General features: G+C 39.6%; 8 protein-coding genes. 2 read left to right on the top strand and 6 right to left on the bottom strand.

The window, feature by feature from the left end:
* Positions 1-5: 5 nt before the first annotated feature.
* Together IL355_RS00485 and IL355_RS00480 are read right to left on the bottom strand one after the other, a co-directional pair.
* Complete coding sequence (locus IL355_RS00485) at positions 6-3,044, bottom strand: SusC/RagA family TonB-linked outer membrane protein (RefSeq protein ID WP_192460261.1); 3,039 nt, start codon at positions 3,042-3,044, stop codon at positions 6-8.
* 260 nt (positions 3,045-3,304) lie between these two features.
* The gene (locus IL355_RS00480; protein ID WP_192460260.1) at positions 3,305-6,058 is read right to left on the bottom strand and encodes a helix-turn-helix and ligand-binding sensor domain-containing protein; all 2,754 of its coding nucleotides are present in this window, start codon (positions 6,056-6,058) and stop codon (positions 3,305-3,307) included.
* 334 nt (positions 6,059-6,392) lie between these two features.
* Here IL355_RS00480 and IL355_RS19345 point away from each other — a divergent pair, with 334 nt between their 5' ends.
* Positions 6,393-11,303, top strand: coding sequence for a translocation/assembly module TamB domain-containing protein (locus IL355_RS19345; RefSeq protein ID WP_192460259.1), 4,911 nt, complete (start codon positions 6,393-6,395; stop codon positions 11,301-11,303).
* Positions 11,300-13,636 carry a translocation and assembly module lipoprotein TamL gene (gene tamL, locus IL355_RS00470; protein WP_192460258.1) on the top strand — a complete coding sequence of 779 codons (2,337 nt, stop codon included), beginning with the start codon at positions 11,300-11,302 and terminating at the stop codon, positions 13,634-13,636. The genes IL355_RS19345 and tamL overlap by 4 nt, the downstream gene beginning before the upstream one ends.
* A 3-nt stretch (positions 13,637-13,639) precedes the next feature.
* Here tamL and IL355_RS00465 read toward each other — a convergent pair whose 3' ends face one another.
* The 4 genes from IL355_RS00465 to IL355_RS00450 form a co-directional block, all read right to left on the bottom strand.
* On the bottom strand, positions 13,640-14,371 hold the full coding sequence (locus tag IL355_RS00465) for a sulfite exporter TauE/SafE family protein (RefSeq protein ID WP_192461302.1): 732 nt from the start codon (positions 14,369-14,371) through the stop codon (positions 13,640-13,642).
* 120 nt (positions 14,372-14,491) lie between these two features.
* A complete protein-coding gene (locus IL355_RS00460) occupies positions 14,492-15,520 on the bottom strand; it encodes an LLM class flavin-dependent oxidoreductase (RefSeq protein WP_192460257.1) in 1,029 nt (342 codons plus the stop codon).
* 117 nt (positions 15,521-15,637) lie between these two features.
* On the bottom strand, positions 15,638-16,096 hold the full coding sequence (locus IL355_RS00455; RefSeq protein WP_192460256.1) for a hypothetical protein: 459 nt from the start codon (positions 16,094-16,096) through the stop codon (positions 15,638-15,640).
* Between the two features lie 38 nt (positions 16,097-16,134).
* Positions 16,135-16,506 carry a hypothetical protein gene (locus IL355_RS00450; protein WP_225621067.1) on the bottom strand — a complete coding sequence of 124 codons (372 nt, stop codon included), beginning with the start codon at positions 16,504-16,506 and terminating at the stop codon, positions 16,135-16,137.
* Positions 16,507-16,609: the final 103 nt, after the last annotated feature.

Here is a 16,609-nt window from a genome sequence, read left to right as displayed (position 1 = left end):
ATTTTTTAGATTTTAATATTAACGCCAAGGGTATAAATAGCTGGGATAGGATACGTTTCATTATCCACTCCATTGGATACCTCTGGATTAAAACCGTTGTAGTCAAATATGGTCAAAGGCTTTTCCGCGGTTACGTAAACACGTGTTTGGGGAATGCCTTTAAGAGTACCGCCTTTATTGATGGTGTAGCCGAGCGTTAAATTTTGGATTCTGAAAAAATCGCCTTTTTCGATAAAAAAGTCGCTTAATTGCTGGTTCCAACCTTTTCTGATACCTGCAGAAGAAGGGTAGCTGTTAGAGGTACCTTCACCATGCCAGCGGTTGACGGCAAAATCACGGTCCCAATTGGTGTCATTGGTGAAAATGACCTCGCCCCGTTTACGGTTGAGGATGCTGTTTCCTCCTTGTCCCATCGCTGCAGCGGAAAAATCCCACGCCTTATAATTGAAACCAAGGTTAAAACCGAAAGAATAAGTAGGTAAATAATTTCCTAACATCACCCGGTCGTCAGCTGTAATACCTTCCACACCATCTTGATCCTTAAACTTTAGGTCCCCTGGAAAAATCGTCCTACCATTGGCTATTTCAAACTGCGCTGAAGGGTCAGCATCAATTTGAGCTTGGGTTTGATAAACTCCATCTACCTCAAGACCAAAAAATGAAAACACGGGGTCTCCAACCCTGGTTCGTTGTCTAAACTCTGCCGAACCGGTATCAATATAAGGTTCCCTGTCCGTGTCCAAGACTTCATTGTTTAAAGTAGCGAAATTGGCTCCTACGGAATAGCTGAAATCTTCTGAAACCTGATCGCTCCAATTAAGAGCCAATTCAAAACCTTGGTTTCTAATTTCACCTACATTTTGACGTGTGGCATCGGGAATTAAAGGAACTTCAATAGGAATAACTGCGTTTTTGGTATCGCGAACATAATAATCCGCTTCCAATGATAATTTGTTATTGAAGGTTCTAGCGGAAATACCGGCATTGATTTCTTCCGTGACTTCCCACTTTAGTGAGGTGAAATTACTTGTGGTGTTTACACCGTTCACCATGGTGTCACCAAACGCCGTTGTAACTACGGTAGACGTTATGGCGCCCTCACTTCCAGGTACTTTATCATTCCCTAGTTTACCCCAGCTACCTCGTAATTTCAGGAAGTCAAAGATGCCGTTGTTCTGCATAAAATTTTCTTCGGAAATAACCCAACCGGCACCAATGGTGGGGAAATATCCCCATTTTTCTTGGTATTTATTGGTTCCATCCGCACGATAGGTACCATATAACAAATATTTGTTAGCGTAGTTATAGGAAATCCTTCCAAAGAACGACAAACCGTATTCGCGCCTACCGTCATCTCCCACATCATCTTGAACAATGGTCTGGGCTTGGTCTAAATAGTACGCTTCCTCTCCTGATAATGGAAAATTGAGGCCTTTTGCTTCTAATTGCTCGTATGATTCATCACGAAAAGAAGACCCCGCCAAAACGGTGAAGTTATGGTCTCCATAAGAATCGGTAAAAGTTAGAGTGTTGTCCCAGATTTGGTTGGAGTAGGTTTCATTACGTTTTACGAGTTCTGCATTTTCACGCTGAAATCCGTTTCCTATGAAATAAGGTAAACGTACTTCTCTTCTTTCAATCGTTTGGAAATTATGATTGTAGGCCGTCTTAAATGTTAGTTTTTCAGGAACTATTTCTACTTGAGCATAAAAATTGGCGAGTACATTCCTGATTTTAGAACGGAGTTCACTATTGTCCATGGTAGGAAAAGGATTTTGTCCTCCTCTGTAGCCTAAATCCTGTGCATTGGCATAGTTGGTTGGGAATACCGCTTCATTATTTGCCAAGTTGTTGTCTAAAACGGGCAGAATAGGTACTGCATAATAGGCCAAACGAAAGGCTGAATTTTCAGGATCAAAGCGAGTGGCGTTGCTGATGACGGCATTCCCTCCAATAGTAACCCGGTCATTCACCTTAAAATCGATTTTACTTCTAAGGTTAAAACGCTCGTATTCATTTTTCATTTTAAGAATACCTTGCTGCTCGAAATAATTAGCGCCAATGGCATAGGTAGCATTTTCACTACCTCCGGTGACACCTAAACTGTGATTTTGAATAAGGGCCGGCCTCAAAATTTCATCATACCAATCGGTATTAACATTGGGTACATTCGGATTGATACGGCTTCTACCATAGCGTTGCATGGCATTATCGATAAATTGAATATCCGGTGCGGAGCCGGACTCCCTTGCCAAAGTGGCGAATTGCTCAGAATTGGCCAGCTTGAGTACATTTTGTGCTACCTGAAAGCCGGAATAGCCATCATAGGTAATCTCTGATTTTTTGTTATACGCCCCCGATTTTGTTTCTATCAACACCACCCCGTTGGCTGCCCTAACACCATAGATTGCCGCTGCAGAGGCATCTTTTAAAATGGAAATGGAGGTAATGTCGGCGGTGTTTAGGAAATCTATGTTGTCAAAGAACATTCCATCGACCACATATAAAGGTCCGGATGCTCCTGTATCATAGGAACCAATACCGCGGACCCTGATGGTTGGCCCTTGACCTGGGCTACCATTGTTCACTACCTGCAAACCTGCAACTTTGCCTTGTAATGCCTGCATAGGGGATGCTGTGGGCGTTGCCGATATTTCTTCCGCCTTTACCGTTGTAATGGAAGATGTAAGGTCTTTGGATTTCATTTCTCCATAGCCAATGACCACAACTTCGTCCAATGCTTGGGTGTCTTCCTCCAATGATACGTTTATAGTAGTTTGATTGTTAACCGATACGTCTTTGGAGGTAAAGCCAATGTAACTTACGGATAGTGTGGCCTCTGGTGCAATATTGGTAAGTGTGTAGATTCCATCGAAATCCGTTTGGGTACCTGTTGTGGTTCCTTTGACTACAACACTAGCTCCTGGTAAGGGAGCCCCGTCTGCATCACTTACAGTTCCAGAAACCGAAATACCAGACTGTGCGTTCATACCCAAATGGAGTAGGAATATACAGATAGGTAAAAAATAGCTCCTTATTTTCATGATAGTTTAAAAATTGAATTGATATTTTATTGAGTCGTTAAGTTCGTTGCAAGGTATAAAAAGGGAGTGTTGAGAAAATTTTAAGAGCATACATAAAAACTACATCATTGAAATATGGGCTTGAAATGCCTTTTTTTCAAGGTTATTGCAGTAGTTTCTTAGGTTAATTTACCTTCAATTTTAACACTGTGATGTAGTGTTGATGTAGTATGATAAATAGGTGAAAATCAGAATTATGTGCTCTATCGCATTTGATTACCTTATTGTTTATATTTGATAAGGTAATTGGAGAGGTTTTGAGAGCTGTCTATTCCCAATTTTTTCCGAAGCCGGTATCTATGAATTTCAACACCTCTTACCGTAATTGCCATCAATGGGGCAATCTCTTTGGTAGATAAATTCATTTTAAGATAAGCACAAAGTTTAAGATCCTTAGGGGTGAGCCTTGGATACTCTTTCAATAGATTTTCAAAAAAGTCATTGTGAAGTTCCTTAAAGTTGACTTCAAATTGCTGCCAATCTTCATCTTCATTTATGGAACTGTCTAATTTCTTGGTTAGGGAACGGTACCGTTGTTTATTTTTAAAGGCATCCTTGTTCAATATCATGAGATCTTTTAATTCTAAAATGAGTTCGTTCTTTTTTGCAACGCTCATGGTGGTTCTGGCAAGTTCGTTTTGTTTATCCTTAATTTCTTTTTCCAATCTATCTTTTTCTAATTGGGCCAAACGCTCATCTTGTTGTTGTTCAAGTTTAAGTTGTAAGGCTAACTGCTTTCTCTTCAGTTTTCTCTGATTGTACCATCGAATCAGGAGAATTATCGCTAACAGTACAAGCAAATAAGCGAGTATGCTATATGTACTAAGGAACCAGGGAGGTGCAATACTAAGCCGCACTATTTTTGGCTCGGAAATCTTATTGTCCATACTCACCGTATGAAGCTTCAAGGTATAATTTCCGTAGGGTAAGTTTTGAAAAGTGATGTTACCGTTACTTTTATACTTGTTTTGCGATAGCGGACCCTTTAATTCGTAATAGTATCTGGGCTTTATTAGGTTTGGAGAAGCAACTTGAAGTTGAATGTCGCTCGCATATTTATACGGTACCGCAAAAATAGATTCAGTTGTTCCGTATCTCTGATGGATATCTTTGAAATAAGATAATTCAGGGGCATTGGAATTTAGGTTAGATAAATTTCTCTGTAGTTTCCTCAAGTTCAATTGTGCAAAACCATCACTCAATGTAAGCAGATAAATAGAGTCGTTTCTTTTGGAAATGTGTTCCATATCGGGAACAAGTCTTTCGTTTAATTGGGATTTACCAATAGAAATATATTGATCTTTAAGATTGGTATAAATCAGTTCCTTGTTTGGCTTATTATCTATAAACCAGAAATTATCTCCATCCGAGTAAATTAAGGATTTGTCGTTATACGCCTCAAACTCCTTAAAAGGATTGATTTCTTCAATTATAGGGTCGTACTTGAACCATTTTCCATCGCTCTGTATGATAATCTGATTTTTAATCCGATACAGTTTTACCTGATAATTGTTGGGAAGTACATCTGGACCAAATTCCTTTTTATCCGTGACCTTCTCCAAATTGTCATCTAGGCCAAATCTAAATAAACCTTTGTAGGGGTGAGCGGCCCAGAGAGTGCGCCGGTCCTCAAAATATAATTGGTTAACGGGAAAGTCGATACCAAAGACTGCCCTGGCAGACCAATCCTCATCACGCTTATCAAAGAGGGCTACCCCGGTATATGTACCCTGTAAATAAAGGTTGTTGCTTTCAGGGACTTTAACAAATTGATATCCTCCAGCAATATGGGATACTTGGTCCAAAGACTTCATTTGAACCCTAAATGTTCCTGCGTTATGCCCGGCCAAGACATCTTCCTCTATTAGCTCCATATCCCAGACATGACCTTGTGATCCGGGAATAAACTCTAAATCACTTCCCAAGAGTTGAAAAATGCCCGTATTGCTTCCTAAATAAAAATTGTTGCCTTGTATGACGATATCGTGGGTGGTGCCTAAAATACCGGAGTAATCGGTAAAATAAGTGATGGCGGAGTTGTTTCCAATCCGGTCAAGTCCATTTTCCAACCCGGCCCATATCTGGTCCTCAAATTTGGTTAGGGACAGGACCGTATTGTTTTGTAACCCAGTTGCCCTGTTGAGGTTTTTAATGGTCCTATCATTTAAATCGTAAAGATATATTCCGTTTTTTATAGTTCCGAATACCATTTCTTGGTCGGATAGAACCTCTACTTTATTCAATTGATGTTGCTGAAGTAGCTCGTTTATTTCCGTTTCCAATGCGGTTACTTCCCCGTCAATGTAAAAATAAGCACCTTTTAATTGGGTGCCAATGAGCAGCTTATCTTGAAAACTGGTCATACTTATAATCGTAGCATTGTTAAAAACACTTGGGGTTACAAAGGGTTTCAATTGCTCATCCTCCAGTAAAAATAATCCGTTGGATTTTGAGGCAACATGAATTTTGTTCTTATGAAGTGCAATATTGGTAACGGTAAAGCCAGGTTGTACAACACTTACTTGATTGTTGGCATAGATATATATGGCTGAAAAAGACCTAAAAATAATTTGGTCACCAATGGGCAAAATTTGCCAGAACTCCTCATTTGTAAAGGTGTGATTTTTAATTAAATGGGTTAGGGAGGTATATCTAAAAATACCATTCGGTTCTTTTTTCCAAAATCCGAATTCTTCATAGGAACCTGTATAAATTCTATCTCCAATACATTGTACGGATCTTACAATAGTAGCATTGGGTAGCTTGTAAAGTGTCCATTCTTCTCCATTAAAATAAAGTAGACCTTTATCATTTGCAGAAAAAAGCTCGCCCTTTGCGTTGGTAGACAATCCCCAATTTTGTCCCGCTGCATTGTATTCAAATGCTTTGTAATTGTAAATAGGGGGTAGAAGGTTTTGGCCCACTAGTAAAATGGGTAAGACCAAAAAGAAAAAGGAGAGTAGGCGCGTAATCATGACCCGAGCTTGAAGCAATTTTAATTGAATATTTTGGATTGTTACCTAATTTACAAAAAAGCAAAGATGTTATTTTAAGGAAAACTATCCTATTTGCAATACGCTTCCGCTTAAAAATTTATCCTATAGCATCCTACGTTATGAAGATTCCTTCTTTAATTGCGCTTTTAACGTTACAACTTAAGGTTAGGTTAATTTTAAAATTCCTACTTATCATAAGTGTAGCTTTGCAACCAGTATTAACAATCAACAATCCTTGGCAAACCCTAAAAAATATCGTGTACTTCGAATTATAGGTCGAATTTTCTTAGTGTTGCTCCTTTTATTTCTTCTTGTGGTTCTTTTTATAAGAAGTGAGTGGGGCCAAAATTTAATTGTTGGTAAGGCAACCGATTTTATTGAAAACAAAACGGGAACCAGAGTAGAAATTGATCGATTGTACCTAACTTTTTCCGGTAATTTAATGGTGGAAGGACTTTATTTGGAAGACCAAAAAGGAGATACATTAGTTTATTCACAGGCTCTGGAGGCCAATGTTCCTTTATCTCCAAAAGCATTTCGCAATACACTTTCGCTCAAATCTGCAACTTGGACTGGTCTAAAGGCACGCATATTTAGAGGCGCGGATACCGAAGACTTCAACTTTACATTTTTGATTGATGCCTTTGCTGCAGCCGATACTACAACGATAGATACCACTAATACCGAACCCATGACTTTTTCAATTGGTACGTTGGATTTTCAGGATTTTGATGTGATTTATACCGATGGTTATATGGGGCTCGATACTCGATTAAAACTCGGGAAGTTAGAGGCAAACGTAGATAATTTCGATTTGGAAACAATGCGTTTTGAGGTGGACGAATTTCATTTGCAAGATGTATCCCTAAGCTATGAACAGTCCAAACCCTTTCCTAAAACGGAAGATACGACTACAACCCAACTACCTTTTTTAAGGGTGGATGATTTTACGTTAGCTAATATCGAGGCCAATTATAAATCCAAGCCCGATGGTCTAGATATGAATTTCAAAATTCATGATTTTGGACTGGAGTTGCCAAAAGCAGATTTGGCGGCCAATCAGTTTGAAGTGGATTTACTACGGCTCCAGAACTCCAGAATTGACATACAACAAGCTTCGCAAGATATTTCAGTTAAGAAGTCCGATTCACTGACTGTTGAGATGGTTCAACCTTTTTCTTGGCCAGAGTTTCTGATTGATATCAAGGAAATTGACTTAGCAGAGAATGACCTGGTCTTTCAAACAGGTAACAGAGATAGTATACCAAACGGTTTTAACCCGGAAGATATTCAGCTATCTAATCTAGGTCTTCAAGCAAGTAATGTGAGTTACCGTCCAAAAGACGTTCAGTTAGCACTTGAGAATTTGACCTTTAGTGAGCAAAGTGGGTTTGGAATCAAAGAGGCACAATTTCAGGCTAGGCTGAATAATGAAATGGCCTCATTAACGGATTTAAAACTACAGACACTTCATAGCGCCTTGGTGGGAGACATCAATTTAAACTTTTCAAGTTTTGATGACTTCTTAAAAAATCCTGAATTGACAAGTGTTGATGTCTCCATTGATGACGCACAGTTGGGATTGGCCGATGTATACGTATTCCAACCAAATGTAAAAACCAATCAGTATTTAAATGATGCTTCGGAACTCCCCATTTCTGCTGAGCTAATCGCTAACGGTACATTGGGGAATTTGAATGTTCCCCATTTTCAACTTCACTGGGGAAAGGAGACCAACCTTGAGACGGAGGCCCGACTTTCAAATCTTATGACACCGGATTCCTTGGGGTTTGAATTCAACGATATCAAGTTTGCCACTACTCAAAAAGATATCAATAGATTGGTCAACGAAGATTCATTGGGTATTTCCATTCCAAAAAAGATATACCTGAAGGCCAAGGCTGTCGGATCTGTACAAGATTCCAGAGCCGACTTAAAATTAACTACAACGGACGGAAATCTGAGCTTAAAGGGAAGCTACAGCACTATTTCTCGAATTGCTTTTAGGGCCAAAATAGATATTGATAGCCTACAACTTCAGAAGATTTTAAAAAATGAACAGTTAGGTCCAGTTTCTGGGACCATGAATGCTGATGGTCAAGGGAAGGATTTAAATTCCTTAGATGCCAGTCTTACTTCCAACTTCACCCAGTTGCAGTTAAGGAAGTATGATTTTTCAAACCTAATTTTCAATGGGCAAATAAAAAATGGTGATGGAGAGGTAGAAATGAATTTCAAGGATGAGAACTTAAATTTCACCTCCACGACTGGTATAGTGTTAGATTCCGCAAATACCCAATTAAATGTAGATTTAAAAGTAATTGGTGCAGACCTGTATGCCTTGGGCATTACCAAGGAAAATATCAAAGCGGCCGTAGACCTGAATGCCACTTATACTGGGAATGCCGAAGATTTTGAGGTTGATGCCCTGTTCAAAGAGGGTATTGCCGTTTATGAGAATGAACAATACCAAATGGGCGACCTAAGGCTTAATGCTATTATTGGAGAGGAGGATACCAATGTTTCCGTAGAAAGCGATTTTCTTAATGGACAATTGAAATCGAATGCATCCCCGGCTATGGTTACCGATGCTTTGACTAAGCAATTTCAAAGTTATTTCACGGAGAATAAATCACAAGATAGTGTAACGAATCCGGTGAATTTAGATGTAAATTTTTCACTTTCTCCTGTGCCCATTCTCACCCAAGTTTTTCTAAATGGGGTAGAGCGATTGGATTCTGTACATGTTAGGGCCAATTTTGACTCCAAAGCGAAAAGTTTACAGGGTAGGGTGCATCTACCTTCTATAGTTTATCAGGGGAATTCCTTAGATAGTTTGGAGGTGTCCGTTATGGGTACACCAACGGATTTGAACTTATCAGCAGGTTTTGGGGCTTTAATGGCGGGTCCTGTAAATGTAAAGAAAACCTTTCTCGAAGGAAAGTTGCAGAATAAGGAGTTGCTTCTTGACTTTAATTCTTTTGATGACCAAGAGCAACTGATGCATGTGGCCTCGGAAATGGTTTTGGAAAGGGATAGTATCAGTCTGCATATCAACCCGGATAAATTATTGTTCAACAAAAAGGAGTGGCAAATTCCTGGTGAAAACAAGATTAGTATTGCGGAAAATCACTTAGACCTTTCATATGTAGTGTTTAGTAGAAATAATCAAGAATTGTCCTTGAGTACTTCCCTGCCTGAAATAGAGAAAGAACACTTAGGTATTGTTTTTAGCAATTTTAAGTTGCAAACTTTTGTAAGTCTTCTCAATCCTGATGAAGCTTTGGCTTCCGGAGAGGTGAAAGGTAGGTTAGTGGTTGAAAATCCCTTTACCGCCCCGGGTATTGTGGCCAATTTTAATATTGCCAACCTTGGAGTGATGGATAATCCTTTAGGAAATTTAGCTCTGGACGCTCAATCCAAAGGGCAGGCAAATTATGATTTTGATCTATCACTTAAAGACGGAGGAGTAGATTTGGATTTAACGGGGGATTATGCCGCAGCTGAAACGGGTGCCAAGCTCAATTTGGATTTGGATTTAAATACGTTGGAGCTAAAAGTGCTTGAAGGCCTATCCGAAGGGCAAATTAAAGATACTCAAGGGTATATTTCTGGTAAAGTTGCACTCAATGGCACAACGGTGGAGCCTATTTATGAAGGGGAACTTCAATTTAATGATACACAATTCAATATTGCTACTTTCAATTCCCTTTTCAAAGTGAACGGTGAATCCTTGACGATAAATAATGAAGGGATAGCTTTTGACACTTTTAGCGTAAAAGATGATTACAAAGGTACCTTTGAATTGGATGGTAAAATACATACGGAGAATATTACGAATCCTGCTTTTGACCTAAATGTAAAGGCGAATGAATTCAGGGTGCTAAATTCCACTAAAGAGGATAATGAACTGTACTACGGTACTGCCAGTATTGATGCCGATGTAGATATTTCCGGAGATTTGGACCTGCCCGAAATAGATGGCAGGTTAAAAATACGAAAGGTTACTGATGTCACTTATGTAGTGCCCGAAGCACAATTGGATGTAGAGGAACGCGATGGAGTAGTAATTTTTGTAAATAAGGAAAACCCCGATGCCATTTTAACCCGAAATGACCAAGAAGAGACCGCACCCATTTTTCAAGGTTTCGATTTAAGTTCGGTCCTTGAAATTGCTAATGATGCAGTTTTCCATATCATTATAGATGAGCGTACGGGAGATAATCTTCAGGTTTCAGGGGATGCCGAGCTTAACTTGAACATGTCACCCAATGGTCGTATAAATCTAACGGGGCGTTATGAGCTTAAAGATGGACATTATGAAACCAGTTTGTATAATTTAGTAAATAGAAGGTTTACCATAAAGCCGGGCGGAAGTATTACATGGCGTGGCGATCCTACCGATGCCGCTTTGGATGTTACGGCCATTTATGAGGTGGAAACATCTGCAGCACCTTTGATGGCTGCGGTTACTTCGGGTCAAGATGTGAGCGTTACGGGAAAATACCAACAGGTATTGCCCTTTCTAGTATATCTGAATGTTGATGGTGAGTTGTTGAAACCCGAACTGTCTTTTGATTTAGATATGCCGGAAGATGAACAAGGTTCCTTAGGCGGTGCCGTTTACGGTAGGGTGCAGCAATTGAACGAACAGGAGGCCGCTTTGAACAAACAGGTATTTTCGCTATTGGCACTTAACAGGTTTTTTCCTGATTCAGGTAGTGATGGTAGTGCAGGAGGTACTGCTGCCTTGGCCAGAAACAATGTAAACAAGGTACTTTCCGGTCAGCTAAATGCCTTTTCGGATAAGGTCTTTGGGAAAACTGGCTTTGAAGTGGATTTTGATTTGGATAGTTTCACGGATTATCAAGGAGACGGACCACAAGATAGAACCCAGCTGAACATCAATGCGAAAAAGAAATTGTTTGATGACCGCTTGGTGGTTACTGCAGGCAGTGCCGTTGACGTTGAGGGAAGTGCCCAGGCCGGGCAAGAACAGACACCAATTATAGGTAATGTGAGTTTGGAATATTTACTCACTCAAGACGGTATTTATAGATTACGGGGCTATCGCAAGAATGAATATGAAAATGTGATTGACGGTCAGTTGATCGTAACAGGGTTGGCCCTTATTTTCAATAGGGAATTCAATAATTTCAGTCAGCTTTTTAGCCCCTTGGACGATGAGAAAGGAGAAAAGCCCAAAGAAAAAGAGAAGGAATGAATAGCCTTAAATTGATACATGAAAAATATCACTGGAAGCAAGTGTCTTCTATGGTCATCCTTTGCTTGCTTTTGGGTTGTGGTGTGGAAAAATATATACCCGAAGGGGAAGTACTGTATACAGGAGCTGAACTGCGGACATCCGTAGTGGCTGAAGAGAAGGTAAAGGACCTTAAAAAAGTAAAAACGGAACTTAATTCGCTCTTGCAGCCGGAACCTAATTCTTCGTTGTTGGGAATGCGTTTAGGATTGTATTATCACTACAAGACACAAAAAGAAAAGCCGGGGTTTCTGAATAAATGGCTCAACAAAAAGTTTGGAGAGGAACCTGTGTACCTCTCACAGGTAAATCCGGAAAGAATTGAAAATTTGATTTTGAACCGACTTGATAATCGCGGGTTTTTCTATAGTAAAGCGGCTTCCCAAATTGATAGTAGTAAAAGTTTTGCAAAGGTAAAATACACCGCAGAGTTGCCTAAGCCTTATACCATGGAGACTTTTCAACTTCAGAAGGATTCTTTGCAGATTTATGGAGATATTGCGGCTACCATTGATGAACGCGCCTTTAAAAAAGGGGAACGTTTTGATTTGAGCCTTATGAAATTTGAGCGTGAAAGAATAGATAATGATTTAAAGACCAAGGGTTACTATAATTTCAATCCTGATTTTTTAATCTTCGAAGCTGATACCAATAGGTATAATAACAGAAAATTTGATTTGTTTTTGCGGTTAAAATCGCAAGTACCGGAACGCTCGGTAATTCCTTATCAAATTGACTCTATTACCGTGTACCCCAATTACACGCTGGGTGATACTACAGAGGTGGCAACACCCAAGAATGTAAATGGATTGGCCTTTGTCCAAAACGAAGAGTACTTTAAACCGGAACAGCTGGAACCCTATATCCTTTTTGAAAAAGGACAAGATTACAACGCCCGTACTGCCCAATTAACAAGCAACAGACTGTCCGCCATTGGTAGTTATAAATTTGTAAACATCCAGTTCACGGAACTAGATACCATTGCAAACAAAGACGGAGCGGGTTCACTTCATGCAGAACTTTTTCTTTCGCCCTTAACCAAGAGGTCTGTTAGGGCAGAACTGCAAGCGGTGACCAAAAGCAATGGTTTGGCCGGTCCGGGAATTTCGGTTTCCTACAGTAATAGAAATCTTTTTAAAGGCGGGGAAACGTTAAGTCTCTCAGGTAATTTTCAGTACGGAGCACAGATTTCCGGAGGGGAAAATGAAAACCTGAGTAGTATCGGTGGCGGAATAAAAGCCGATTTGACCATTCCGCGGTTGGTTCCTTTTTCCCCTAAAAGATTTAAGTACGCCGTGCCTAAAACCAAAATAAGTCTAGGGGGTGATTTTTTAAACCGAAGTAAACTGTACAGTCTTACCTCTTTTAATTCTTCCTTCGGATATACCTGGAATGCCAATAAATACGTATTTCATGAGCTTAATCCTATCAGCGTTAATTATGTAAACCTTACCAATACTACGGAGGAATTTGAAGCTATTTTGGATAAAAACCCCTTTCTCCGAAGAAGTTTTGAACAGCAATTTATAGCAGGTCTTACCTATACCTTCACCTACAATGAGCTGGTGGATCAGGACAAGACTTTTCCTTTTTTCTTTTCTACAAACATAGATTTGGCCGGAAACATGTTGGGTCTGGTAAGTGGAGACGAAACCATTTTTGGACTTGAATTCGCCCAATATGCCAAAGCTGATGTGGACTTGAGGTACTATTACAGATGGGCGAAAGAGCAATCTTTGGTAGCCAGGGTGTATGCAGGTTGGGGAATTCCTTATGGCAACTCCAATACCTTGCCCTTTGTGAAACAATTCTTTTCTGGAGGACCCTACAGCGTTAGGGCATTTCCTATCAGGTCTTTGGGTCCTGGTACCTTTACCGCTACAGATGATAGTACCACCAGTTTCTTTGACCAATCCGGAAACCTTAGTCTAGAGGCCAATTTGGAATATCGTTTTCCTATTTTTTCCTATTTAAAGGGAGCTCTTTTTGCAGACGCGGGAAATGTTTGGTTGACTACAGAATCCGAATTGACCGAAGGTGAAACCGAAGAGGCCATCGCCTTTAATGAAAAATTACAGACCGAAGGTAAATTTGAAAAAGATTGGATGAGTGAACTTGGGGTTGGGGTAGGTTTTGGTTTACGGGTAGACATCCAAAGCTTTGTAATCCGTTTGGATTTGGCCTCGCCCGTGCGCGTACCTTATTGGGAAAAAGGAGAAAGAACCAGAACGCCCTTTTTTGAAGGGGGAAGCAACAATCTAGTCTTCAATTTTGCGATAGGCTATCCTTTCTAAAAATTAGCTCAACAAAACATTGGTAAGCGTTACCATTCCAATAACCAGAATAAGGCCAAGTGATATTCTTTTAAACTTATCTTGAGGAATAAACTCTAGAATTTTCTTTCCTATAACCGTTCCAACAAAGCCAATAACCAGTAAAAATGGGACGTAAATCAAATCATCCTTGTGAATAAAACCATTGAAGTAGTACACAAAGGTTCGTGAAAAATCTATGAGAAAATCTATGAATGCAGATGTGGCAATAAACATATTCTTCTCAAGATTGAACGCGGCCATTGTTAAGCCTCTAATGGCGCCACCTGTTCCGAGAAGACCTGCCGAAAACCCGCTAAGACTACCACCAATAATGGCATTCTTTTTATTTGGTAGGATAATCAATTCCTTTTTTATAAGAAAGACCAAGGCCAATACAATTAGAAAAACCGCAAGAAAAAGTTCCAAGTAGGTGCTTTTAAAAAGCTTTGTAAGCAGTCCTCCAACGATTACAAATATCACGGAGGGTATTCCTATATGTAACAAAAGTTTTTTGTTAAGTCCCTTTTTAAAGAGTACAATCTTGCTGATGTTGCTCGATAAATGGTAAATAGCGGTTAAACCTAATACGGATTCAAAATCAAAATACAAATTCGCAACAGGCACAAAAAAGACAGAGGAACCAAAACCTCCAATGGTTCCCAAAATTTCGGCGATAAGTGCTAAAAATAAGAAGAGGTAGTTGAGGTCTCTCATTTCTTTAGAGATAGAGATTGGAAATGGAATGGACATTTCTAAATCACTCTAAATGTAACACTTAAAATTAAAATAGGGGTATTTTGCTTGTTTGCTAAATAATTTACATTTAAGCTCTTGTTAGTTCAAGACTTCCCACTTTTCATTTTCCAATTCCTCCATAATCTCAGAAAATAGGCGATACGAATGTATTCTCGCTTCTGGGTCGTAAATGTGGGAGGCCACCATAATTTCATCCACGCCTGTTTCTTCCAAGAATTTAGCAATCTGAACCTTCACCGTATCCTTACTGCCAATAAAGGAATACTTCATCATTCTCTGTACGGCAGGATTCATTGAAATTTGTTGCAGTTGCAGCGTCATCTCCATTGGAGGCTGTAAATAATCAATTTTACCCGAAAGCACCCCAAGAATCATTCGAATGCTAGAGGTAGACATTCGCTCGGCTTCCTCATCCGTATCAGCAGCCAAAACATTTACGCAGGCCATGGTAAATGGCTTGTCCAAATACTTAGACGGCTTAAAGTTGTTATGGTATATATGAAATGCCTCAAAAAGATGGGTAGGGGCAAAGTGGCTGGCAAACACATATGGCAAACCTTCTTTTGCGGCTAAATGCGCACTGTCCGTACTGGAACCTAGGATATAAATGGGCATATGAACTCCCTCGGCAATGGGCACCCGTACTTTGGCGTGCTTGTTTTCTGTTGAAAAATATTGCTGAATATTCTTTAACTCTTCCGGAAAACGATATACCGCCTGCATTCTATCGGGCCTAATGGCTTGAGCCGTAGTTTGGTCAGTGCCGGGAGCCCTACCCAGGCCCATGTCAATTCTATTTGGGTATAAAGCGCTCAGGGTGGCAAATTGCTCAGCAATGAGCATAGAAGAGTGATTGGGTAGCATAATACCGCCTGATCCTACCCTTATTTTCTTAGTACCACCGGCAATATGCCCCATCAAAACGGACGTGGCCGTACTGGCAATACTTACCATATTGTGATGTTCGGCCAACCAAAATCGTTTGTATCCGAATTCTTCGGCCTTTTGGGCCAGTTTTAAACTGTTCTGAAAAACTTCGGTAGTAGTAAAACCCGCGCCAATAGTCGCCAGTTCAAGAATAGAAAAAGGTATTTTTTTAGTAGCCATATCCGTTGGAATAAGAGAACAAAATTACTCAATATTCCAACGAACATTGCCAAACTCACGTTAAGGAGTTCCTAAAGCATTTTAACATGACAAGTACCTTCTATGACGTATCTTGTTCTAATCTTTATGCAATTCAATTTGCAAATTAGAACGTAGTTTTTGCCATTCGTTGTTAAGTTCTTCCACCTGCGATTCCAATATAGCTTGAGTAGTGTTGGATAACTCAGAATACTTTAGTACTTGTTGGTATCTGGAAATTAATTTCTTTTCAGTTTTTACTACCAGGGCGTCCACTTCTTGTACTGTAAGGGATTCTTCCAGAATGGAGCTTTCAATACTTTTATAAATTGAAGTATCCTCGTTTACGGCGTTGCGCAGGGGTTTATGACCTGTTACAGCAACTACCTCCTCATGTAGATTTTTTGCAAATGTTCCATATTGAAAATAACGGTGTTTAAAATACGGTCTTTTATGTGGAAATCTATCTGCTTGAATCAAGGTTGCGTAAATGCTTTCGGCCGAAATTAATTCAGAATATATGGATTCTAAACGGTCAAATATGATATGTTGTGTCATGTTTTTCTTTTTAATTGAACACTGGTTTAAGAAAAGAATTATCGGGTGCAATCAGCGCCCCAAGTTTCTCCTTCTTCAGTATAAGTTATTAGTAGTTCTCCTTCGTCAATTTTGATGCTACCGGAACTATTAATCAAGATATTTTGATTTTTTTCCATGGTAATGCCATTGATGCTGGGGATACCGTTGGAGAAGTCAAAACGATAATTATCACCAACTTTAACGACCGTTACCCGGCCATCTTCTGTGGTAATATTGGTTTCGCTTTCCAGTTCGGAATAACTTATGGTGCCATCATAAGTCCCTACAAAAAGATTGTCGTCGGTAGGGTCATTATCCTTGCTGCAAGAAATGGTAACGGTGGTAATCAAAAGAACGATGCCTATGTAATTTGATATTGTTTTCATCATCTATTAATTTAGGTGTTGTACCTGCAAACATAGAGATGTATAAACCTTTTGAAATAGTAATTAAGGAAGCTTTAAGACAGAAAAACCCTATTGAGCTAATTAA

The sequence above is a fragment of the Euzebyella saccharophila genome (genome assembly GCF_014855495.1).
GTDB classification, from domain to species: domain Bacteria; phylum Bacteroidota; class Bacteroidia; order Flavobacteriales; family Flavobacteriaceae; genus Euzebyella; species Euzebyella saccharophila.
Note: the sequence above shows the minus strand (reverse complement) of the source record. Positions and strands in the feature narration are given on the sequence as shown.